The sequence below is a fragment of the Paraburkholderia dioscoreae genome, from assembly GCF_902459535.1.
GTDB lineage: Bacteria > Pseudomonadota > Gammaproteobacteria > Burkholderiales > Burkholderiaceae > Paraburkholderia > Paraburkholderia dioscoreae.
The window spans coordinates 340,261-363,996 of record NZ_LR699554.1; the positions used below are offsets into that span (position 1 = coordinate 340,261).

Consider the following 23,736-nt stretch of genomic DNA (forward strand, 5'->3'; position numbering starts at 1 on the left):
CCTGAACCCATGCCATGCCCGCGTGCGCAAGGATCCCGCGAGGTCCGCGGCGCGGCTGCTTTTAACGCTCATACACAGCCGGGGAGACCAGCATGTATCTGACACAGGGCCTGCATCGCTCGCTGCAGCAGAACCCGGACCGGGTGGCGATTTCGTTCAAGGAGCGCCGGCGAACTTTTCGCGAATTCGCGGACCGGGTCGCGCGTCTGGCCGCCGCGCTGCGTGGGATCGGCATGACGGCGGATGACCGGGTCGGCATGCTCGCGCTCAATTCGGACCGCTACCTCGAATACGTAATGGGCGTGTGGTGGGGCGGTGGCGTGCTGAACCCGGTCAACATCCGCTGGAGCGCGGCGGAGATCGCTTATTCGCTGAACGATTGCGACACGCGCATCCTGATCGTCGACGACCGCTTCGCCGATATTGCACGCGAGGTGTGTGCGCTTGCCCGCACCCCACCGATCCTGATTCACGCCGGCGACGGCGCGGCGCCGCCCGGCATGCTCTCGTTCGACGCTTTGATCGCAACTGCGGCGCCGATGCCGGACGCCGGCCGTGGTGGTGCGGATCTCGCGTGCATCATGTACACCGGCGGCACGACCGGCTTTCCGAAAGGCGTGATGCAGACGCATCTGAACATCTGGTCGTCGTGCCTCATGCGGATTGCCGAGTCCGCGCCATTGCCCGGCAGCGCGGTGCTGCATGCGGCGCCGTTCTTCCATGTGGCGGGACTCGGGCGCGCGCTCGTGCAGTTCATTGCCGGCGAGGCGCACGTCGTCATTCCGGCTTTCGATGCGGGCGACGTGCTCAGGGCGATCGGCGAAGAGCGCGTGAGCGATACGCTGCTCGTGCCTACCATGATCCAGGCGGTGCTCAATCATCCCGACTTTGCCCGCACCGACCTGAGCAGCCTGAAGCGCCTCACCTACGGCGCGTCGCCGATCCCGGAAACGCTGCTGGACCGGCTGATCGAAGCGCTGCCCGGCATCCAGCTCGCGCATTCATACGGAATGACCGAGGCGTGTCCGAGCATTTCGGCGAACTCGCCTTCCAATCACGACGAAGCGGGCCGCAAGAGCGGCCTGTACCGCTCGATCGGTCGCGGCTTGCCGGGCCTGATGGTGAAGGTGGTCGGCAGCGACGGCGAGGAGGTGCCGCGCGGCACGGTCGGCGAGATTGTCGTACGCGGGCCGAACGTCATGGCCGGCTACTGGAGGAAGCCCGAGGAAACCGCGCAGGCCGTTCGCGAAGGCTGGCTGCATACCGGCGACGGCGCTTACATGGACGCTCAGGGTTATCTCTACATCGTGGACCGCATCAAGGACATGATCGTCAGCGGCGGCGAGAACGTTTACTCCGCCGAAGTGGAGAGTGTGATCGCGCGGCATCCCGCGGTTGCCGCGTGCGCCGTCATCGGCATTCCGCACGACACGTGGGGCGAAGCCGTGCACGCCGTGGTGGTATGCAAGCCCGGCGCGACACTCGCGGAAGAAGAGATTCGCGAGCATTGCCGCCAGGTCATTGCCGGCTACAAGTGCCCGAAGTCGGTCGAGTTCCGTGAGCAACTGCCGTTGTCGGGCGCGGGTAAGGTGCTGAAGCGCGCAATCCGCGCGCCGTATTGGGCCGGCAGGGCGCGAGCCGTCAACTAGGACGCCGCGCTACCCGGCCGGGGTGGTCCGGTTTCCCGCGCACTCTGGCTTACTTGTACTCAGGCCGTGCCGATCCAAAGATCGTTGCCGGCCATTAGCGGTGTGCAGGATACGCCGTCATGCAAAAACGGAGAGTGGAGGGACAATGGGTGTTTTGAGCGGTATTCGCGTGCTGGAATTCGAGGCTATCGGCCCGGGCCCTTTCGGCGCCATGTTGCTGGCCGATATGGGGGCGGACGTTTTGCGCATCGACCGGCCGCTTCCTCCCCAGGACCTGGGGCCGAAGACCAACGGCAAGCGTGCCGATGTCACGGGGCGCGGCCGTCGCTCGGTCACGCTCGATCTGAAGCAGCCGCAGGCGGTCGAGGCCGCATTGGATCTGATCTCGCGCGCCGATGTCGTGATCGAAGGTTTTCGCCCCGGCACGATGGAGCGTCTCGGGCTTGGACCGCAAGCCGCTCTGGCTCGCAATCCTCGGCTCGTGTACGGGCGCATGACGGGTTGGGGCCAAACGGGTCCACTCGCTGAGCGGGCCGGCCACGATCTCAACTACATTGCGTTGTCCGGTGTGCTGTCGGGCATCGGCCGCGCCGGTGAGCCGCCCGTGCCGCCGTTGAACCTCGTGGGCGACTACGGCGGCGGCGGCATGCTGCTGGCGTTGGGCGTGGTGGCGGCATTGTTCAATGTGCAGCGCGGCGGCGAGGGGCAGGTGGTCGACGCTGCGATGATCGAAGGTGCGGCGCAATTGGGTTCGGTGATCTGGGGGCTGCTCGCCTCGGGCAACTGGCGGGAAGAGCGCGCCAGCAATCTGCTGGATGGCGGCACCCCCTGGTACGACAGTTACCGCACGAAAGACGGCGGCTACATGGCGGTCGGCGCGGTCGAATCGCGCTTCTACGCGGAACTGCTGTCGAAGCTCGGCCTCGCGGAGGCGGGCCTGCCGGCACAGCACGATCGCAGCGGCTGGCCGGTATTGCGTGAACGATTTGCCGCGGCGTTCCTCACGTGCACGCGCGACGAATGGTGTGCGGTGTTCGAAGGCAGCGACGCGTGCGTCGCGCCGGTGCTGAGTTTCTCGGAAGCGCCCGCGCATCCGCAGCACCGTGCGCGCGGCAGCTTCGTCGAAGTGGCGGGCGTGGTTCAGCCGGCACCCGCGCCGCGTTTTTCCGCGACACCCTCGGCGATCGCGAAGCCCGCGCCGCAGCGCGGCGAACATGGGCTTGCCGCCTTGCGCGATTGGGGATTCGACGAGGCCGCTGTCGAACGCATGCGCGAACACGGCTTGGGTTATCGGCCTGAAGCGTAAGCGTCGTCAGAAAGGAAAGTTGGGCGACATAGGAGACAACAGATGAAAGTATTGGTCGCGGTGAAACGCGTGGTGGACTTCAACGTCAAGGTTCGGGTCAAATCCGACGGCTCGGGCGTCGAGTTGTCGAACGTCAAGATGAGCATCAATCCGTTCGATGAAATCGCCGTCGAGGAAGCGGTCCGCTTGAGGGAAAAGGGCGTGGTCAGCGAAGTGATCGCAGTGTCGTGCGGCACGAACGCCTCGCAGGAAACCTTGCGCACGGCAATGGCGATCGGCGCGGATCGCGGCATTCTGGTCGAAACAGACGCGCAGCTGCAGCCGCTCGCAGTGGCCAAGCTGCTGAAGGTGCTGGTCGACAAGGAGCAGCCGCAACTGGTGATTCTCGGCAAGCAAGCCATCGACAACGACTGCAACCAGACCGGCCAGATGCTGGCGGCGCTAGCGGGTTTTGCACAGGCCACGTTTGCGAGCCGGGTGGAACTGTCGAACGACTGCGTGACCGTCACACGTGAAATCGATGGCGGACTCGAGACCTTGCGGCTCAAGCTGCCGGCGGTGGTCACGAGCGATCTGCGCCTGAACGAGCCGCGCTATGCGACGCTGCCCAACATCATGAAGGCGAAGAAAAAGCCGCTGGATGTCGTCACACCGGAACAACTGGGCGTGGATGTCGCGCCGCGTCTGACCGCGCTCAGCACGACGGAACCGGCCGGGCGCAGCGCAGGCGTGAAGGTGCCCGACGTCGCGGCGCTGGTCGCGAAGCTGAAGAACGAAGCGAAAGTCATCTGAGGGAATCGATATGACTGCATCCAATCAAGTGCTGGTCGTGGCCGAACACGACCAGGTTTCGATCAGAACGGCCACGCTGAACACGGTTGCGGCCGCGCTTCAATGCGGCGCCGAGGTTCATGTGCTCGTGGCTGGACATGACGCGGTCGGCGCGGCGAAAGCCGCCGGCGCGATCGGGGGCGTCGCGCGCGTCCTGCATGCGGACGCGCCGCAACTCGCTAACGGTCTCGCCGAAAACATCGCGGCTCAGGTTGTCGCGTTGGCCGCCGGTTACAGCCACATCCTGTTTCCGGCCACCAGCGCAGGCAAGAACGTCGCTCCGCGTGTCGCGGCGCTGCTCGACGTGGCGCAAGTCTCGGATATCGTTCGGGTCATGAGCCCGGACACGTTCCAGCGTCCTGTCTACGCCGGCAATGCGCTGGTGACGGTGCAAAGCCGCGATCCGGTGAAGGTGCTGACCGTGCGCGCGACGGGGTTCGATGCCGTAGCGGCCGTAGGCGGTGCGGCTCAGATTGAAACACGTGTAGCGGTAGCGGACAGTGGTCTGTCCACCTTCGTCGAACGCGTGGTCGCGAAAAGCGACCGGCCTGAACTCGGTGATGCGCAGATCGTCGTGAGCGGTGGCCGTGCGCTCGGCAGCAACGAGAAATTCACCGAAGTCCTCACGCCGCTTGCCGACAAGCTCGGTGCCGCGCTCGGCGCGAGCCGCGCGGCGGTCGATGCGGGGTTCGCGCCGAACGACTGGCAAGTCGGTCAGACGGGCAAGATCGTCGCGCCGCAACTGTATGTGGCGTGCGGTATCTCGGGCGCTATCCAGCATCTGGCGGGAATGAAGGATTCGAAGGTTATTGTCGCGATCAACAAGGATCCGGAGGCACCGATTTTCAGCATTGCCGACTACGGGCTGGAAGCCGATCTGTTCGATGCGGTGCCGCAACTGGTCGACGCGATCTGAGCTGTACTGACAGAGCACATTGGAGAAAACGGGGCATCGCCGCGGCGCGCAGCGATGCCCCTTTGCATTGTTACGACACCAGCGAATACCAGTTCGTCCCATCATCGCGAAGTTCGCGTTGAACTTCGCCACGTCCGATCAGATAGTTCAGGCATGCCAGGCTTTCACCCGTCGCGAGGCTCATTTGCGACATATCCTCTTCGCCGACCTTGCGCGCAAATAGCGCCCCGAACACGTCGACGGCGCGCCGAGGTTCGCCGAGCGCTTGCCGCAACCGGTCGAGGCTGCGATCCTGGCTGCGTCGCAGATGATCCAGCCGCGCGTGCAGGCCGTGGAAGCAGTCGTTATGGGCCGGCAGCACGAGCACGTCGTCCGGAACCTGCTCCTTCAGCTTTGCAATCGACGCATACCAGCCCGCCATCGGATTGGCGTCCGGTTCGAGCGGATACACCGATACATTCGATGAGATTCGCGGCAGTACCTGGTCGCCGGAAATGAACAACTTCAGTTCGGGACAATACAGACACGCGTGCTCAGGCGAATGGCCGGTGCCGACGATCACACGCCACGCGTGCCGGCCAATCGCGATTTCCTCCGCGTCATGCAGGCGCCGGAAGCTGTCCGGCAGTGCGTGAATATGCTGCCCGAAGCGGCCGAAGCGTGCGCGATAGACCTCGATTGCCGCCGTGCTCCAGCCTGCGCGACGGTAGAAGTCCACGCCGTCGGCGGGCGCCTCGCGACCGGTGTCCGACGCGGCAACACGGCAATTGAGGTATTCGAGGCGCGTCATCCACAGCCGACAGTCGAAAGTCCGCGTGAGCCAGCCCGCCATGCCCACGTGATCGGGGTGCATATGCGTGACGAAAACGCGCGTGACAGGGCGCGTCAGCGAAGACTCGCTGCAAAAGCGGCGCCATAAGGCTGTTGCCGCATCCGTGCGCGCGCCTGTGTCGACGATAGCGCAGCCTTCGCCGTCCGCGATCGTCCACACGTTGATGTGGTCGAGCGAGTAGGGCAGCGGCATGCGAATCCAGCGCACGCCTGGCGCCACCTCCAGCGCGTTTCCGCAGGTTGGAGGCGGATCGAAGGGATAGCTCACGGAAGGCGGCGCATTGCCGGCTTGCGTGACGAGGGTGTGATCGGTCATGGTTGGTTTGGCTCCGGAAGGCATCGGCCAACTGACGAGGCGAGTGGGCGGCGGCGCGAAGCCTGCGCGCCCGGTAGTCGAAAAGTGCAAACGCCGGCATGCGGTTCGACGCATGCCGGCGAAGACAGGATCCCGGTGGAACGCCGGGACCACGTGAACTACTGCAGATTACCCGCGACCGCGATGGTTTGACCGGTGATGTAGTTCGATTCGGGCGAGCAGAACAGGTAGACGCCGCCCGCTGCTTCTTCGGGCGTGCCGCCGCGACCGAGCGGATTGCGCTGCGCGTGCATCTTGAGGGCCTCGGGATTGACGCCCACTCGAATGTCGCGTCCTTCGATCTTCACGGTCGCGCCCGCATGCGCATCGGCGGTCGTCATGCGGGTATGGATCAGGCCGAACGCGACGCAGTTGACGTTGACGTTGAAGCGCCCCCACTCACGGCTCAGTGCGCGCGTCATGCCGATCACGCCGGCCTTGGCCGACGAGTAGTTCATCTGTCCGGCGTTGCCGTTGAGTGCGGAGGTCGACGAGATGTTGACGATCTTGCGGTACACGTCGCGGCCGGCCTCCTTGTCGGCGGCGTGAAGGGCTTTCACATGCGGATAGGCGGCGCGCAGGATGCGGAACGGCGCGGTCATGTGGCAGTCGATGATTGCGTACCACTGTTCGTCGGTCATCTTCTGGATCACGTCGTCCCACGTGTAACCCGCATTGTTGACGATGATGTCGATGCCCTTGTACGTGCTCATCGCCGTATTGATGAAGCGATCGGCGAAGTCCGGCGAGCCCACGTTGCCGACGCAGGCCACGGCTTCCGTGCCCATTTTCCTCAATGCTTCGACCGTTTCGTGCGCCGGGTCGGCGTCGAGGTCGTTAATGACGAGGCGTGCGCCTTCGCTCGCCAGTTTCTCGGCGATCGCACGGCCGATGCCGCGACCCGAACCGGTGACGAGCGCCACTTTGCCGTCAAGCTTTCCCATTTCCTGTCTCCTTGATTGATACGGATTACAAGGCGATCACAGCGTCGCCGAGGACGCGCGGTTCGCCATATTGATTGGCCGTTTGAATCTCCACTTTCACGCGGCGCTCGCCTTCGGCCTCGAACTTCTCGACGACCCGGCCACTGCACGTGATCCGGTGTCCGAGATGCGTGATGCCGACAAAGCGCACGCCGAATTGCCGCAGTTGCCGCTGATCGACCCAGGCGTTCAGCAAACGGCCGAGGTACGCCATCGACAGCATGCCGTGAGCGAATACGTCCGGCATGCCGCTGCGGCGCGCGAAGTCGAGGTCGATGTGGACCGCGTTGTGATCGCCCGAAGCGCCGGCAAAGAGCGCTAGCGTCGTGCGGTCGATGGGCGCGAGCGTCAGCGGCGGCAGCGTGTCGCCGACCTTGACCTCGTTGAAGCTCGATGTGCTCATTCGTGTCTCCTCTCAGCCGTTGCGGTGTACCAGCACGCTGCGCATGTCGGCCACATGCTCGCCTTTCTGGTTGGTCACGCGTGTCTCGCGCACCACGAAATCGAGTGCGCCGCCTTTCTTGTCGTAAATGTCGGCGATGCGGCATTCGAACAGCAGCACGTCGCCGGCGTAGGCCATCCGGTGATAGGTGAATGACTGTTCACCGTGCAGAATGCGCGCGACCTGAATGCCGATCTCGTCGCGCCAGCTTTTGTCCGGCTGCTCCAGTTCGAGTGAGAACAGAAAGGTGGGCGGCAAGGGCAGATTCGGGTGGCCCGCGTCGCGGGCCGCGGATTCGTCGAAGTAGACCGGGTTGGTTTCGCCGGTTGCCTTGGCGAAGAATCGCAACCGACCCGCTTCGGCCACGGTGCGAAACGCGGGAATCACTTTGCCGATGTGTTTTTTATCGATCATGTCGGGCACTCCGTGGGAAGCGGCGCATCAGGCGGCCTTGTAGACGGTCGTGACGCACGCTCCGCCGAGTCCCAGATTGTGAGCAAGCGCGACCTTCGCGCCTTCCACCTGGCGTTGCTCGGCAGTGCCGCGCAATTGATGCGTCAGTTCGTAGCACTGCGCGAGACCGGTGGCGCCCAACGGATGCCCCTTCGACAGCAAGCCGCCCGACGGGTTGACGACCCATTTGCCGCCATACGTGTTGTCGCCGTCGTTGACGAGCTTTTCAGCTTCGCCTTCCGCGCACAGACCCAGACCTTCGTAGGTCAGGAGTTCGTTCTGCGCGAAGCAGTCGTGCAGCTCGATCACGTCGATGTCTTCCGGTCCGACGCCGGCCTGCTCGTAAGCGAGCTTCGCGCCCGCCCGCGTCATGTCGAAGCCGACCACGCGGATCATGTCGCGCGTGTCGTAGGTGCTGGGCTGGTCGGTGGTCAACGACTGGCCGGCGATCAGCACATCCGTGCGCAAGCCGCGCTTGCGGGCGAATTCCTCCGACACCACGATTGCCGCGGCTGCGCCGCAGGTCGGCGGGCAGGCCATCAGACGCGTGAGCACGCCTTCCCAGATCATTGGCGACGCCAGCACCTCTTCCGGCGTCACGACAGTGCGGAACACGGCGAGGGGATTGCGCGCGGCATGCTGGCTGGCCTTCGCGCGAATCTTCGCGAACGTTTCGAGCTTCGTGCCGTACTTTTCCATGTGGGCGCGGCCAGCGCCGCTGAACTGGCGAATCGCGCCCGGCAGGTCGGTGCGGTCCACCAGTTCGTTGACCAGATTCAGCGCGCGTTCGAGCGCTGGCGCACGATCGCTCCACTTCGACGACAGCGCGCCCGGCTGCATGAATTCGAAACCCACCGCGAGCGCGCAATCGACCGCGCCGCTTTGCACGGCCTGACGCGCAAGGAACAAGGCCGACGAACCCGTCGCGCAGTTGTTGTTCACGTTGATGACAGGAATGCCGGTCATGCCGACGTGATAGAGCGCTTTCTGACCACAGGTCGAATCGCCATACACATAGCCGGCGTAGGCCTGCTGCACGTCCGCGTAATCGATTCCGGCATCGGCCAGTGCTTCGCGCACGGCGCCCGCGCCCATCACGTCGTAGGGGTCGCTGGTTCCGGGCTTTTTGAACGGAATCATGCCGACGCCGGCGACGAACACGTTACGAGTCATATCACTGCTCCTTGGAAATGGAATGTTCGAATTACAGCTTGCGGGAGATGAGGTCGCGCATGACCTCGCTCGTGCCGCCATATATACGGTTGACGCGTGCGTCGGCGAACGCTCGGGCCACCGGGTACTCCAGCATGTAGCCGTAGCCGCCGTGCAGTTGCACCATGTCGTCGAGTGCCTTGCCGAGCGATTCGGTCGCGAACAGCTTGGCGATCGCCGCTTCTTCCAGAGTGAGACGCCGGCGGCGCACGTGCTCGGCGAGGTAGTGGTCGACCAGCACGCGCACGGCGGTTGCCTGCGCCTTGATGTCGGCCAGCTTGAACTTCGTGTTCTGGAAGTCCCACACGGTCTGATTGAAGGCTCTGCGGTCCTTGACGTAGTTGATCGTGTGCTCGAGGCAGGCTTCGAGTTTTGCGGCGGCGCCGATCGCAATCGAGAGCCGCTCCTGCGGCAGTTCGCCCATCAGGTAAGCGAAGCCCTTGCCCTCTTCGCCGAGACGATTGCTCACGGGAACGCGCACGTTGTCGAAGAACAGCTCGGCAGTGTCCTGCGAGTGCATGCCGACCTTGTCGAGCTTGCGGCCACGGCGGAACCCCTCGCGGGTCGCCTCGACGACGATCAGGCTGACGCCCCTGGAGCCTGCGCTGGGATCGGTCTTGCAGACCAGGATGATCAGATCGGCGTTCAGGCCGTTGCTGATGAAGGTCTTGCTGCCGTTGATCACGTACTCGTCGCCGTCGCGCAAGGCGGTGGTGCGTATCGCCTTCAGATCGCTGCCGGTGCCGGGCTCGGTCATGCCGATCGCGAGGATTGCTTCGCCGGTACACGTCTTCGGCAGCCACTTCTGCTTCTGCTCCTCATTGCCGATGCGAGCGATGTATGGGGCGATGATGTCCGAGTGCACGCCGAAGCCGAGACCGCTCAGGCCGGCGCGATTCACTTCCTCGTTGAGAATCGCCGCGTGGCCGAAGTCGCCGCCGCCACCGCCGTATTCCGTCGGCAACGTGAGGCACAGCAAACCCTCGCGGCCCGCCTTTAACCATGTATCGCGGTCGACGCGGCCGGCCTTGTCCCATTCGACCTGTCTGGGAGCGCACTCCCGCTCCAGGAAGCGACGCACCGTGGTGCGCAGCATTTCATGATCGTCACGAAAAACGGTACGGGTAATTTGCATCACTAAATTCCTGAGAATGAGATCGGCATAAGGTCGGCGGACGGTGTTATCGCGCGCGGGCGATATGCACCGCAGGTTCTGGATGGTAGAGCTGTTCGATCAGATGGGCGCGGCGCGCGCGGGTCACGGCCTGATTCACGTAGCCTTTTTCGGCGATTTCATTGGCGTCGATCGAAGGAGGCTCGGCCATCAGCATCACGCGTTCGATCGTCCGGCTGGCGCCGCCGCCCTGGTGGCCGGCGAGACGTTCGCGCAGCGCGGCGACCACGACCGGATGCTCGACCAGCGCCGCCGCTTCGAGCTCGGCGAGTTCGGGTGCGAGGCGCCGGCAGGCAGCCACGTTCGGCCAGGCGAGCGCCGCGAGAAATTCGTGGTCGTGGCCGCAGATCACCGCGTCTGAGATGAGCGGGGCGCACAGGTCGAGCAAGCCGAGCCGGACCGCGCCGGTTCGCACCCAGGTGCCGTTCGTCAGCTTGAAGTCTTCGACCACCCGCCCGGCGAAGAGCAGGCCCTCGGCCGGGTTTTCCGGATTCGCGAGGCGCACGGCATCGCCCAGGCGGAAGTAGCCTTCCTCGTCGAAAGCGGCGGCGGTGAGCACTGCATTGCCGATGTAGCCGGCAAACACATTCGCGCCGCGCATGCGGATTTCGTAGCGGCCGTCGCCGCCTTCGAGCGGCAGGAGCTTCACTTCGGAGCCCGGCACCGGGCCGCCGATGTTGCCGAGATCCGTTGCGGGCCAGCCGCAATAGGTGCCCATGCCGCTCGTCTCGGTGCAGGCGAGGCCCGTCGAGAAGACGATGCGTTTGCCGATCGTCTCCACCGCCACACGCTGGATACGGTGCCACACGTCTGTCGGCAAACTTGCGCCGCCGTAGCCGAAATACTGCACATTGGCGAACAGGCTGCGGGCGAGCACGGGGTCGCGTTCGAGTTCGCCTGCCAGCACGGCCCATGCGGACGGAACGCTGGTGAAAACCGTAGGCGACACTTCACGCAGGTTGCGAACGGTGCGCTCGATCAGACCGGGCAGCGGGCGGCCGTCATCGATATAGTGAGTCGCGCCGAATTGTACGGAGCGCCCGATGTTCAGGACGCCGCCGAGGCCGTGATGCCACGGCAGCCAGTCGAGAAACACCGGCTGCGATTCCCGCAGCCAGCCGAGATTGTCGGCGTAATAGGCGGCGACTGCCCTGAGGTTGCTATAAGCAAGCGGCACGCCTTTCGGCGTTCCGGTCGAGCCCGACGTGAAGAGGACGCGGACGGTATCGCTCTTGCGGATGGCGGCATGCGCCGCGGCAACGGCGGCGGCGCGCGCTGGGGTCATGTCGGCGGCAAGCAGGTCGGCCCATGCGTGTTGGGAGAGTTGGACGTTGCGTGCGGCGATGACAGGCGTTGCCGCCAATTCGTCGATTGCGAGCGCGCGTTCGAATGCTGCCGCATCCTGCACGAACACGGCCGCAGGCGGCACCAGTTCGAGCACGCCTTTCAGGCGTGCGAAATTTTTGCTGAGCGTGGAGTAGGCCGGCGAAACCGGTGCGGCAGGAATCCCTACATACTCGGCTGCGAGCAGAAGTACCGCCTGTTCGATCGAATTGCCCGAGAGCAGGACTAGCGGGCGCTGCTGGCCGAGGCCCATCTCCAGCAAGCAGGCAGCCACCGTTTGCAACTGATGCCACAGTTCGCGCCAGCTGATCGTGCGCCAGGCACCGCTGCTGTCGCGTTCGCAGAATGCCAGACTATCGCCGCGGCGCTCGGCCCATTCGGGGACGAACGCCGCGAAGCTGTTCTGCGCGATGTCGGGCGGCGGACTGGCGGAGCTCAGCATCAACGTGCCGTCGGGGCGGCGTTCGACGAGCGGGCGCCGTTCCGGAAAGCGTACGGGACGGTAAGGGGCTGCGGTGTATTCACTAGCCATGAGCGTAGTCATTACGCTTGTCTCCTGAGCTTCAGCGCGCGCGACGGCGCGCACCGGCGTTGGTTGTGTGAGGCGCGCCTGCCGTGAACGGCTGCGCGACCCCTTGACTTATAGGATAGTGGCTCGTGGCCAGGAGCGAACCACCCGAGGTGGGTAGCGAGGAGGGATGGAGCAGAACGGTGAGGAACCACCCGTGCCGAGCACGCGAAGACGTGGGGTGCGTCAGTCCGTCTCTTCGCCGGCAACGGAGGCCGAGCCCAGTTCGAGATCGCGTACGCGTGCCACCGCCTCGTCGCGGCTCGTCACGCTGAGCTTGCCGTAGATGTTCTTCAGATGCCACTTGACGGTCTCAGGCGAAATGCCGAGCGTGCGTGCAATCTTCTTGTTCGGCAACGCTTGCGCAAGCAGGCCGACGACCCGGGCCTCGCGCTCGCTCAACGTTTCGGCGGCAGCGGGCGGCGCGCTTCGGTTGGCGGGTTTGACGGCCGGCTCCGCTCCGCTGGACGAAGCGGCCTTCTGCGCCGCGTTCAGCCGGCTCACATAGAAGGACAAAACCGGATCGTGCGCTTCGCCTTGCACCACTGCGGTAATGAGATCCAGCGCGCCGGGATCGGCGTCGAGCAGGCTGCGCACGAGGCCCAGCCGGTGACCTCGGCGCAACGCGGCGAGCACGGCTTCGCGCGCGGCGTCGGCCCGGCCGCGGCGCGCATCGACCACGGCAGCTTGCATCTGGAAGTGCGCGATGTGCCGTTGCCAGCCGCGCGCCTCGCAGAATGGGATCAGCGCCTGAAGACGGCCTGCGGCGCCCTCGAAATCTTCGTGGGCGATGCTCCAGTTGATGTGCGAGCTCTCCGTCATGGCGTGGATTTCCGCCGAGGTGCCGGTCGCAGCGTCCGTCACGGTGCCCGCCGCACGCGCCGCGATCATGTCGAGCCGGGCGAGGCCGGCCTCCGCCGCATCGAACTGACCGCTCAGCAGATGCCGATGAATCTGCTCGGTCACGCTATGGGCGATGAGCCGAGGCAAACCGTATTGCGTCGCGTATTCTTCGAGGCGTTCGAGATAGGCGAACGCATCGAGGTGGTGTCCCTCTGCCCAATGGACCGCTGACAGCACAGTCAGGACACGCAATACGGAGTCCGGAATGGACACGCGTTCGAGCACGTCGACGCGATCCTCCAGAAGTTTGCGGGCCGCCTCCAGTTCGTTGAATTCGTACAGCACTTCGCCGAGGAGTGCCGCCGCGAAACATGCGGCTTCGGCGGCGGCGCTGCCGCGTTGATCCGCCTCGAACAGAACGTCGCGGCTGATGCGCTCCACCTGAATGAACTTGCCCTCCAATGCATAGCTGAAACCTGCAATGCAGCGGCCGTTCAGCATGCCGGCCGAAGTGCCCATGAGCGGTACGCCATCCACGAGAAGTTGCGGCGCCTCGCTCTGAACGCGCCGCGCTTCATCGTATTCACCGCGGCGCATGTGAATCCATGACAGCAGGTTGTTGCGCCCGCCCACGGCGAGGCTGTCGGCGTGCGCGGGGATTTGCCGCAGGTGCGGCAACACCGATATCGCTTCGTCCGTATCGTCGCGCTGGACGGCGAGGGCCGCCTGCAACAGGATGAGCCGATAGCGCGAATGCGTATCGCCTTCGGGGATGTCGGCGTGCAGGCGCGCGATAGCCGCGGCGCAGGCGTCGAATTCGCGCGCATACAGTTGCAGATGCAACATCCACAAGCGCAGTCCGATGCGGGCTTGCACTTCGGCGAGCGGGAGCAGACGTATCAGCCCGACCAGCTTGCGCAGATCGCCCTCGATCTGCATGGTCCGGGCAACGCGCAGCACTAGATCGGCGGCTGCCGCAGGCTCGCCCGCGAGTAAGGCGTGCCGCACGGCGTCGTCGTGCTGGCGGTGGTCGCGAAACCAGAGCCACGCCGCCAGATGCACCTCGCGCTGATGCAGTTCGCTGCGTGCCCGAAAACGCTCGAGCAGCGTCTCGCGAAAGAGCGGGTTCAACCGATACCACGTCTCGCTACCGGAACTCTCGATCGGCGCGATGAACAGATTGTCGTTTTCCAGTCTTGTGAGCAGCGCGCGTACTTCGGCAGGCGATTGCCCGTCGCCGATCAACGCGATGCACAGCGGCGCGCATACCCGCGCGCAGCTCGCCATCCTGACCAGCATTTCCACCTCGGAAGGCGCGAGGCGCGACAACACTTCGCGTTCGAAATACGCCGCAAACCCGCGAGCGTCCAGAAGTTGGGCGTTCGCGAGCGGGTCGGACTGCGCGAGGTCCGTTGTGCCTTGCCTCTTTCTTTTCAGACGCATCGCGAAGAGTTGCAGTCCCGCCACCCAGCCGTCAGTCAGCTCGTGCATGTGACGTGCTTCGCGCTGGCCGATCTCGCCCAACTGCGCCCTGAGGAAGGCGTCGGATTCGGCGGCCGTGAAACGCAGGTCGCGCATGTCCAGTTCCAGCACGAGGCCCTGGTCGCGTGGACGTCCGAGCGACAGGGGCACCGTGCCACGCGAGACGAGCACGAGATGGAGATTCGCCGGCGCGTAGTCGAGCAGCCATTGCAATGCTTCGTGATTGCGGGCATTGGCAACGTGATGCAGGTCGTCCAGCACCAGCACGACATCGTTCGAATGGGTAGCAATGCCGCGTACAAGGGCGATGATCGTGCGTTCGACCGCTTCGTCGTCCATGCCGCGGCCGCCTAGCAAGGCCGCTTCATGGCACATCGCCGGGTCGACCTGGGCGAGGCTGGCGACGAGGTAGTCGAGAAAGTGCGCGAGTTCGTTGTCTTCCGGCGCGAGTGTCAGCCAGGCGATATCGAAACCGAGCGAAAGCAAGGCCTCGCGCCACGCGATCAGCAGGCTCGTCTTGCCGCAGCCGGCGGGGCCCTGGAGGACGACGCAACGGTTGCGCCGGGAGTCGAGTAGCTGGGTCAGCAGACGTTCTCGTGCGACGACGCGGGCGGTATCGCGCGGCGGAATCAATCGGGGATCGGCTCGGGATTCCGCGGCGCCGCGTTGGGAGCGGCGTGGGTCCACGGGAGGGGAATTCTGCGGCATCGTGACCTGCGCCTTGCGCGCCCCGGCTTCGCGCCTGGTCGGCGTGGGCCAAAGGACGAAATGATAACCGGCATATTGTAGCGCAGCGCAGGTAGCGTTTTCACGTTCAGCGGGGGAGTGTCTTCCCGGATCATCAACGGTCTGGCGGCCGCGTCGCCTCGGCAGCGAGCGCGTCGCCTCGCGCCGGTTCCTGTTTGCGCCGCGACACGAATTGCACGACGTCGCCGCCCGCGCGCCATGCGTAACAGGTGTCGACCATTGGATGAGCCTGAGCGCTGCCTGCCGCGTCTGCGGACTCGCTCGTGGCGGGCGCTGCCTTGCGCCACCCCATCAATGTCTGGATCGCCGTCGTGGCAATGGGGCCGAGCAGTTCGGTCAGATGCGTGCAGCCTTTCGGACCGGAAAGGCGGCTCTTGACCTCTTTCATGAACCCCGCGCCGATGGTCACGCCTTCGAGACGGGCATACGCCTCGTTGATTTCCGTGCAAAAGCGGCTCGGCGAGGAGTCCGTATGAGCCTCGATGCGATGGATCAGGAGGTTTGAATCGATCGTGACCACGATGCGCATGTCGTGAATCGGCGAGCCGGCCGGCACGGTCTTGAAGAGCAGGTCTGAATCTTCGGCCTTCGTATCGCGGATGTGGCCTTCGATGTCGAACAGGCCGTCGCTTCGTTCGAAGCCGATGCACTCGATACGCCGGGTATGCACGACCCGCCGCGTTGAACGATCCGATGGGATGGCAGACATGGATATCTCGCTTGCTGAAGCAATCATTTGATTGATGGAAGACGGATCAGGCCGGGCTCTCGTTGAAACAGGGCATTGCATGTGTCTGCGCGAGGCTCGTGTCGGCCCTGGGTGATCGATATCACAGAGCCTATTTGAACGCCGAATCCCAGCCGCCCCCTGCGTCGGGGGGGAAGGTTCGATGTGTATCGCTACCTCCTTTCATCGCTCGGGGTATTCCCGTCCCCCCTCCGTTTGGGTAGGTGATCTGCCCGGACGTCCCTGCAATATGGGCTCGCAACGACCGACCGGACTATTGCCGGCCGTCGTCCCGGCGGACATATGCATGAGTTGATTTACCTGTGTCCGTCGGACACGGCAAACACAAAGAGGAGACATGCATGCGTTTCATGAGTCAGAGTATTTGCGGGGCAACATTGATTCTCGCCGCCGGAGGAGCGGCGGCTCAATCGAGCGTGACGCTGTACGGGGTAGCGGACGTGTTCGTCCAGTACCTGGATAATGGCGGAAAACATTCGTATTCCGAACGAAGCGGCGGCTCAACCGGTTCCCTGTTCGGCCTGAAGGGGAGCGAAGACCTCGGTAACGGGCTGAAGGCTGTGTTCGACGTCGAAACCGGCTTCAACATCAACAACGGAGCGTTTTTTGCCGACAGCTCGGCGATGTTCTACCGGCAGTCGTGGGTGGGACTCAAGCACGATTCCTATGGCCAGTTGAGCTTCGGCCGTCAGTATCAGCCGAGCTTCTGGGCCGTCTACTTCACCGATCCGTTCCGCGGCAACGAGGTGATGTCGCCGCTGGCAGCGGCCGACCTCGCCAGCGCAACCGATCGCTCCACGCTCGCAACGCAGTACGTGTCCGGACGCACCAGCAATTCGATCTTCTACACGTCGCCCGACATGAGAGGCGTGCATGTCTACGCCATGTACGGGATGCCGACCACGGTGACGCAACCCGTGCCGGTTCGGTCCGGCGCGATGGTCGACCTGGCTGCGAGTTATTCCGGCTATGGTTTTTACGCCGGTGTCGGTTATCAATATCAACACGGATCGCAGGAGAGCGCGCCGCTGGTGCCCAGTGCCCCGACGCTGCTCACCACATTCGACCTGATGGGCACGGAGCACTTCACCGGCGCGCTGGCATACCGGGTGGGCATCGTGAACTTCCAGTTCAACTATTCGTATAACCGGCCAAAGGATGCGCCGGCAGGTGCGATGGTCACCGTCACGCCGGCCGTCAGGTTGCCGCTTGCTTCGCTGGTTCACTCGTACAGCATTATCGAACTGGGTGCGACGATCCAGGCCACGCCAGCGGACGTGATCGAAATCGCCGCCATTGAACGGGACGTGCGTGGGGTCCACGACAATACGCCGGGTATCGAAGTCGGCGTCGACCACAGCCTCTCCAAGCGTACGAGTCTTTACATGCGCGCGGGCTACCTGAAGAACAACGGCACGGCGAACATGAGCTGGCCTGGCGTCACGGGCGTGGCCACCGGTTCGAAGCAGATTCTTGCGGTGCTCGGCATGACGCATCGTTTCTAACTACGGTACGCGTTCGGGACAGACGCCGCCTGGCGGCGTCGTTCGGGAGCGCTGTCGTATCTGTTTTCGACGGTCCGATACAACAACAGGAAAACATCGATGAATCAAAACAAGGTATTCACACGGGTGGGTGGGGTGCTGCTCGTTCTGGCGTCGGTTAACGCGCAGGCGCAGGGCAGCGATGCGGTCCCTGCATCAGGCCGCTCGTATGCATCGGACGTGAAAGCCATCAAGGCCGCTGATCATGCGCTTCAGAAGAGCGTGGTTCGCGCGCTGAGCAAAACGAAAGGGCTGAGGGCCGCCACGATTACGGTGCGAGCGCACAACGGCGTGGTGATACTGGAAGGAACCGTGCCAGAACAGGCGCAGGTCGCTCTGGCGACTCAGGCCGCTGAAGGCGTGGAAGGCGTAAAGTCGGTGACGAACGCCGTGACGTTATCCACGTTGTAAAAGCATCTCAAGCTTTCCCGCAATGACCCCGGGGCCTGCTCATGATGATGAGCAGGCCCTTTGCACAGATTCCTAGCCCGTCACCGATTTGCACTCGAGAAATTCGGCCAACCCTTCCCGGCCATACTCCCGCCCGTTCCCGGATGTCTTGTAGCCGCCGAAGGGAACCGTAATGTCGAGCATCGCGCCATTGATTCGCACCGATCCCACGCGCAGGCGCGCAGCCACGCGGCGCGCCCGGTCGGGATTACTGGTGGCGATATAGCCCGCAAGACCGTATTCCGTGTCGTTGGCGATCGCAATGGCGTGTTCCTCGCCGTCGTACGGAATCATCACGAGCACCGGTCCGAAAATTTCCTCGCGGGCGATCTTCATGCCGTTGCTGACATCCGCGAAGACGGTTGGGCGCGCGTAAAAGCCCTGTGCAAATCCTTCCGGCTTGCCGGGACCGCCGGCAATCACGCGAGCGCCTTCCTCGATACCGGTCCGGATCATGTGCTGGACTTTCTCGTATTGCGCGCGGTTCGAGATCGGGCCCATCCTGGTGGCCGGGTCCGCTGGATCGCCGACGACGATCCCATTGGCCACCTCCGCAGCAATCGCAATGGCGTTGTCGTATCGTTCGCGCGGCACCAGCATGCGGGTCGGTGCGACACAGGTCTGTCCGGAATTGACCATGCACTGCATCACGCCGCTTGTCACTGCCTGTTGCAGATCGGCGTCGTCGAGAATCAGCAGGGGTGACTTGCCGCCGAGTTCCTGGGCTACGCGCTTGACCGTGAGCGCGGCGCTCACGGCCACTTCGACGCCGGCGCGTGTCGAGCCGGTAATCGATACCATATCGACGTCGGCATGCGACGACAGCCGCGCGCCGACCACACGTCCCTCACCGAAGATCATGTTGAATACGCCGGGCGGCGTTCCCGCTGCGTGCATGATTTCCGCGAAGATGACAGCGTCCAGCGGAGCGATTTCGGAAGGCTTCAGCACGACGGTGCAACCGGCGGCGATGGCCGGCGCGACTTTGGCGGCGATCTGATTCAACGGCCAGTTCCACGGCGTGATCAGTGCCGCGACGCCCACCGCTTCGCGGCGCACATAGCTCTTTTCGTGATGAGTCTCGAACTCGAAATGGCGCAGCGTTTCCAGTGCGGCTTCGAGTTGCGAGAGGCCGATTGCGGCCTGCAGATGCCTGCACAGCGTGATGGGCGCACCGATCTCGATGCGGACCGCCTCGGCGATGTCGTCGAGCCGTGCGCGATAGCATTCGACGATCCGCTCGAGCAGCGCGACCCGTTCGGCGCGGCTCGATTCCGACCAGGCCGGAAAGGCGGATCGCGCCGCGGCGACGGCACGATCCGCATCTTGCGCCGTTCCCATTGCGAGGTGTCCGGTCAGCGTTTCGGTGGCCGGATTGACGATATCCGTCTGCGTGCCGCCTGCAGACGGCTCGACCCATTGGCCGCCGATGTAGAAGGTGTTCAACGTTTTCATTGCGTTTCCTCAGGTTCTTCGGGGCGCATCGAACTCACGCTGCGACCGGACGATCGCCGATCACCGTCGCACGCATCATGTGACGCGGTGCCGGGAAATAGTCCTGGACCGCGTAGTGCTGACACGAGCGGTTGTCCCAGAAGGCGATCGTGTTCGGACGCCACTTGAGACGCACCTGATATTCCGGCGCCTGGGCCTGGCGGAACAGATACTGCAGCAGATCTATTTCGGCGAGCTTGTAGTCGAAGCCGACGCGATATTCCCTGGCGGTCAACTGGCCGTAGTTCGACAGATGAGTGGTGAACGCCTCGTTGACGTAGAGGATCTTCTCGCCGGTTTCGGGGTGGACTCGCACAACCGGATGCTCGACGGGCGGAAACTTCGCGCGCATTGCCGCGTGCTGCTCCTTGGGCACCGCAATACCGAATAGCGGGAGGACGTCGTGGACCGCATTGAGGCCGGCGATTCTTGTCTTCACGTCGTCGGGCAGATTGTCATAGGCCGCTACCATGTTGATCCACATGGTGTCGCCGCCGACCTCCGGGCATTGCACGCATCGCAACATGGAGCCCATCGACGGAATCTCGCGCCACGATACGTCAGAGTGGTACAGGTTTTCGCGGCCGCGCTTTGTATCGTTACGGCCGAGTATCACCAGTTCCGGGTGCTCGGGATGATGGGGAAACGCGGGATGGATCTCCAGTTCACCGAATCGCTTCGCCATCGCGACGTGCTGCGCCGGCGTGATGTCCTGGTCGCGGAAGAACAGCACCTTGAACTTCAATAGTGCGCGGCGCAGTGCAGCGTAGGTTTCGTCGTCGAGCGGATCGCGCAGATCGACGCCGCGAATCTCCGCACCGATGGTCGGCGTGTAGCGTTCGACGGCGAACGGCCAGGTGTCGTCGGAATCGGCGCGCACCACTGTCGAATCGGGTGCGCTCTCTGTTGCTTGCATGTCATGTCTCCATTTGTCTGGGCCCGCATATGCCGGGGAATATAGGGCTCGCGGCGGTGGGGGCGGTTTCACAGGCGGACGCGATTCGCGTATGCCGGATCCTTTTCGTGCGTTGTTGTCACTGGCGGGTTTAACGAACGGAACGGCACGCTATCGGTTGTCGGCGCGGTTGTCGGCGCGGATCAGATCGGCGGCTTTTTCGCCGATCATGATGGCGGGCGCATTCGTGTTGCCGCCGATCAGCGTCGGCATGATCGACGCGTCGGCTACGCGCAGCCCTTCGATGCCGTGCACACGCAGGCCCGGGTCGACCACGGCCATTGCGTCGATGCCCATCTTGCACGTGCCGACCGGGTGAAAGACGCTGTCGGCGTGGCTGCGCACGAACGCCCGGATCGCCTCTTCGTTCGAATCGTCCGGTCCGAAATCGTCCGTCAGCAGTTCCTTTCCGCCCGCTTCGGCCAGCGCAGGCTGCGCAAAGATACGGCGAACGATTCTGACGCCGGCGACCAGCGCGTCCATGTCGGCCTCTGCTGACAGAAAGCGCGGATCGATCGACGGTGCGTCGCGCATGTCCGCGCTACGCAGACGCACATGACCGCGGCTCTGCGGACGCAAGATATAAGCATGGCAGGAGTAGCCATGTCCGAGCTTGCTACGTTTCGCCACAGTGCGATTACCGAGCAGAGCGAGAACGAAGGCTAGCTGCAGGTCCGGGACGGCCAGGTTGGGGCGGGTCTTCACAAAGGCGCCTGCCTCCGCGAAATTGGAACTGACCATGCCGCTGCGGTCGCGCCGATAACGCCACATGCCGGATGCGAGCCGCAGAAGGCCGCCCGCTGAGTAGCCGTAGAGGTCGTTAGACTTGACCTGTTTGTTGACGATCACATCGAGGTGATCCTGCAGATTTTCGCCGACCCCGGGCAGATCCTGTATGACATCGATGCCGTGGCTGCGCAGATGCCCGGCCGGACCGATGCCCGAAGCCATCAGCAGTTGCGGCGAATTGAAGGCGCCGCAACTGAGCACGACTTCGCGCCGGGCCCGCACCGTCTGCTCGATGCCGGCACGCACCACGCGCACGCCGCGCGCGCATTTGTCCTCGACGACGAGGCGAAGTACCTGGGCGTCCGGAAGAACATCGAGGTTCAGGCGGCCGCCGTTCAGGTCTGGATCTTTCGCATTGCCGTTGTGCAGGTAGGCACGCGCGGCATTCCAGCGTTCGCCGTTGAATTGCGTGACCTGATAAAGGCCGGCGCCTTCCTGCTCCGCGCCGTTGAAGTCCGAGTTAAGCGGCAATCCCGCTTGCAGGGCGGCGTTCACGAAACGATGAGAGAACGGGTTGGGCGAACGCAGGTCGCTGACATGCAGCGGGCCGTGGCCACCGTGCCACGGATCGTCGGTGCGTCCGGCGTGGCGCTGGTTGCATTCGCTGCGGCGGAAGTAGGGCAGCACGTCGTCATAGCCCCAACCCGTACAACCCAGGGCCGCCCATTCGTCGTAGTCGTTGCGATGTCCGCGAACGTAGACCATGCCATTGATCGACGAACTGCCGCCCAGGCCGCGTCCGCGCGGCTGAAATGAAGGGCGTCCGTCAAGGCCGGGCTGGCGTTCCGTGTAGTACGCATAGTTGCGCGGACCGGCTTTTTGCACGGTAGATGCCAGACCTATCGGCACCCATACGCTCAGGTGGTGGTCATGCGGACCCGCCTCGAGCAGAGCGACCGTGACCGACAGGTCTTCCGCCAGTCTGGCGGCTACGGCGCAGCCCGCAGAGCCTGCGCCTACGACGACGTAATCGTACTCTGCTGCGATCATTGTGCTCTGAGCGTTGTTACCAGGTCTGATCATGGCGCCTCTGTTGATTGGAAGGAATTTGCGCATGCGCAGCGGCTGTTGCCCTTATCTGCGCCGACTTGGCCAGATGCGCATCAAGCTGCGGCTTGCGTGGCAAAGTGATTGAGTGTTCTGTGCGAGCGATCGGGATGAAGCCAGCGCAGCGCGGCGACGGAGGCCGCGATGAGCAGTACGGCGCTGACCGTGAAACCGAGTTCGTACGCGTGACTATTGCCGCCGCCATAGACCTGTACGATCCGTCCCATCACGGCCGGAGCGAATGCGGCGCCAAGACTTGCGAGTGCCGTGTGGATGGCGACGAGCGATCCGCGCTGGGTGTCCGGGACCATTTCGGCGAGCAGCGCGGGGGCCAGCGTAAAGCTCAGAGTGGGCAGCGCGCCCGCGATCGCGAGTAGCGCTACTTTCTGTAATGGCGGCAAGTGAAGCAGCATGAGGGTGATATACAACAACGCCCCGGCAACCGCCGACAGACAGATCAGATGGACGCGTGCCTTGCGCGTGGATACGCCGCGCCCGAGCATGCGCTGCGATAGCCAGCTCAGACCCACGTTGACCGGCGTCGCAGTCGCGACCACGACGGCGAAGCAACGACCCGCTTCGACGCCGTTGAATCCGAGGCCTTTCTCGAGGTAGGTGGGTATCCAGGTCAGGCTCAGACCCAACGTCCAGTAGGCGGTGAATCCGAGTGCGAACACGGAGAGGACAGAGCGGTCCGTGAGGATTCTCCGATAGGGCAATCGGGACACATGGATTCGCACGATCGGTGCGGCCTGCTGCCTGCCGAGTCCTCCTTCTCGCCCGAAACATGCCCACAATACGCTCCACGCCGCGCCTATCGCGCCGAGCAGCAGAAAGTTCATGCGCCATCCCCACTGTCTCGTGACGAGCGGAATCAGCAGACCGGCGAGTAGCATGCCGAAGGCCGCACCCTGGTTGATGATCGCGACAGGCAGATTGCGTTGCCGGTCGGGGAACCACTTGTACAGCGCATGCACGGAAACCGGAAACGCCGGGCCTTCGGCAGCGCCCAGGATCACGCGGCAGATGAGAAGCCCTAGTGCGCTCGTCGCCATTGCTTGCGGCAACTGGAGTGCCGCCCAGCTCAGGCCCATTGCCAGCAATAACCAGCGAGTCTGGAAGCGGTTCGAAAGAAATCCCACCAGGACGGTGGAAATGGAAAAGAGCCAGAAGAAGCTGCCGGCGACAAGCCCGAATTTCTCTGGTGATAGATGCAGCTCAGCGGTCAATGGCACTGCCACCAGTCCGAGCACGATCTTGTCCAGGAAATTGATGAGGGCGAGCCCCGTCAGCAGGAAGGTCATTGTCCACGCGGACTTTGCCTGGAAATCAGGGGATGCGGTCATAGGTTGTCTCCTGTAGTCCTGTTGCCGGCGGGTATCGCTGTTCCTGCCGGGAATGCGGACTTTGTAGCGCCACGGTAAAGGGTGGGCGTGAGTGGGCAACCACCCGGAACAGGTAGGCTAGGGAAAACCTTGTTGCCGCGGATCGCGAAATGTCCGGTTGGTAGTGCCGGCATTGCCGCTGAAGGCGGGCGTTCTACTCCACTGGGGTGGTGGCATTGGGAGAGCGT

Annotated in this window: 19 protein-coding genes; 6 read left to right on the forward strand and 13 right to left on the reverse strand. The window is 63.9% G+C overall.

The features are described from left to right. Positions 1-92 precede the first annotated feature (92 nt). The 4 genes from PDMSB3_RS21755 (at position 93) to PDMSB3_RS21770 (ending at position 4,702) form a co-directional block, all read left to right on the forward strand. On the forward strand, positions 93-1,649 hold the full coding sequence (locus PDMSB3_RS21755; protein ID WP_165187658.1) for an acyl-CoA synthetase: 1,557 nt from the start codon (positions 93-95) through the stop codon (positions 1,647-1,649). Positions 1,650-1,794: 145 nt separating this feature from the next. Beyond that, on the forward strand, positions 1,795-2,955 hold the full coding sequence (locus tag PDMSB3_RS21760) for a CaiB/BaiF CoA transferase family protein (protein ID WP_165187660.1): 1,161 nt from the start codon (positions 1,795-1,797) through the stop codon (positions 2,953-2,955). 42 nt (positions 2,956-2,997) lie between these two features. Then, positions 2,998-3,747: an electron transfer flavoprotein subunit beta/FixA family protein gene (locus PDMSB3_RS21765; RefSeq protein WP_007178925.1), complete on the forward strand. Its 750-nt coding sequence runs from the start codon at positions 2,998-3,000 to the stop codon at positions 3,745-3,747. 10 nt (positions 3,748-3,757) lie between these two features. Further along, entirely contained in the window at positions 3,758-4,702 is a 945-nt protein-coding gene (locus PDMSB3_RS21770) for an electron transfer flavoprotein subunit alpha/FixB family protein (protein WP_007178926.1), read from the forward strand. 70 nt (positions 4,703-4,772) lie between these two features. Here the strand turns inward: PDMSB3_RS21770 and PDMSB3_RS21775 are convergent, their stop codons facing one another. The 9 genes from PDMSB3_RS21775 to PDMSB3_RS21815 form a co-directional block, all read right to left on the reverse strand. Further along, positions 4,773-5,849, reverse strand: coding sequence for an MBL fold metallo-hydrolase (locus PDMSB3_RS21775; protein ID WP_007178927.1), 1,077 nt, complete (start codon positions 5,847-5,849; stop codon positions 4,773-4,775). Positions 5,850-6,007: 158 nt separating this feature from the next. Continuing rightward, positions 6,008-6,832 carry an SDR family NAD(P)-dependent oxidoreductase gene (locus PDMSB3_RS21780; protein WP_165187662.1) on the reverse strand — a complete coding sequence of 275 codons (825 nt, stop codon included), beginning with the start codon at positions 6,830-6,832 and terminating at the stop codon, positions 6,008-6,010. 25 nt (positions 6,833-6,857) lie between these two features. After that, the gene (locus PDMSB3_RS21785) at positions 6,858-7,274 is read right to left on the reverse strand and encodes a MaoC family dehydratase (protein WP_007178929.1); all 417 of its coding nucleotides are present in this window, start codon (positions 7,272-7,274) and stop codon (positions 6,858-6,860) included. Positions 7,275-7,286: 12 nt separating this feature from the next. Further along, positions 7,287-7,727, reverse strand: a complete 441-nt coding sequence (locus tag PDMSB3_RS21790; RefSeq protein ID WP_007178930.1) for a MaoC family dehydratase N-terminal domain-containing protein — start codon at positions 7,725-7,727, stop codon at positions 7,287-7,289. Between the two features lie 27 nt (positions 7,728-7,754). Continuing rightward, positions 7,755-8,939: a lipid-transfer protein gene (locus PDMSB3_RS21795; protein ID WP_007178931.1), complete on the reverse strand. Its 1,185-nt coding sequence runs from the start codon at positions 8,937-8,939 to the stop codon at positions 7,755-7,757. Positions 8,940-8,970: 31 nt separating this feature from the next. Continuing rightward, entirely contained in the window at positions 8,971-10,113 is a 1,143-nt protein-coding gene (locus tag PDMSB3_RS21800) for an acyl-CoA dehydrogenase family protein (RefSeq protein WP_165187664.1), read from the reverse strand. A 46-nt stretch (positions 10,114-10,159) separates the two neighbouring features. Next, the gene (locus tag PDMSB3_RS21805; RefSeq protein ID WP_165187666.1) at positions 10,160-12,040 is read right to left on the reverse strand and encodes a feruloyl-CoA synthase; all 1,881 of its coding nucleotides are present in this window, start codon (positions 12,038-12,040) and stop codon (positions 10,160-10,162) included. Between the two features lie 210 nt (positions 12,041-12,250). Then, on the reverse strand, positions 12,251-15,097 hold the full coding sequence (locus tag PDMSB3_RS21810) for a LuxR C-terminal-related transcriptional regulator (protein ID WP_165187668.1): 2,847 nt from the start codon (positions 15,095-15,097) through the stop codon (positions 12,251-12,253). A 133-nt stretch (positions 15,098-15,230) separates the two neighbouring features. Beyond that, on the reverse strand, positions 15,231-15,845 hold the full coding sequence (locus tag PDMSB3_RS21815; RefSeq protein ID WP_007178935.1) for a DUF2889 domain-containing protein: 615 nt from the start codon (positions 15,843-15,845) through the stop codon (positions 15,231-15,233). Positions 15,846-16,225: 380 nt separating this feature from the next. Between PDMSB3_RS21815 and PDMSB3_RS21820 the strand changes: the two genes are divergently transcribed. After that, on the forward strand, positions 16,226-17,389 hold the full coding sequence (locus PDMSB3_RS21820) for a porin (RefSeq protein WP_007178936.1): 1,164 nt from the start codon (positions 16,226-16,228) through the stop codon (positions 17,387-17,389). A gap of 99 nt (positions 17,390-17,488) precedes the next feature. Beyond that, positions 17,489-17,839: a BON domain-containing protein gene (locus tag PDMSB3_RS21825; RefSeq protein ID WP_007178937.1), complete on the forward strand. Its 351-nt coding sequence runs from the start codon at positions 17,489-17,491 to the stop codon at positions 17,837-17,839. A 72-nt stretch (positions 17,840-17,911) separates the two neighbouring features. On the opposite strand, the gene PDMSB3_RS21830 is transcribed toward PDMSB3_RS21825, so the two are convergent. From PDMSB3_RS21830 to PDMSB3_RS21845, 4 genes are all read right to left on the reverse strand, one after another. Continuing rightward, complete coding sequence (locus PDMSB3_RS21830; protein ID WP_007178938.1) at positions 17,912-19,333, reverse strand: aldehyde dehydrogenase family protein; 1,422 nt, start codon at positions 19,331-19,333, stop codon at positions 17,912-17,914. 34 nt (positions 19,334-19,367) lie between these two features. After that, positions 19,368-20,288, reverse strand: a complete 921-nt coding sequence (locus PDMSB3_RS21835) for a TauD/TfdA dioxygenase family protein (protein WP_165187670.1) — start codon at positions 20,286-20,288, stop codon at positions 19,368-19,370. 150 nt (positions 20,289-20,438) lie between these two features. After that, complete coding sequence (locus PDMSB3_RS21840; protein ID WP_165187672.1) at positions 20,439-22,139, reverse strand: GMC family oxidoreductase; 1,701 nt, start codon at positions 22,137-22,139, stop codon at positions 20,439-20,441. 80 nt (positions 22,140-22,219) lie between these two features. Further along, a complete protein-coding gene (locus tag PDMSB3_RS21845; protein ID WP_165187674.1) occupies positions 22,220-23,509 on the reverse strand; it encodes an MFS transporter in 1,290 nt (429 codons plus the stop codon). Positions 23,510-23,736 lie beyond the last annotated feature (227 nt).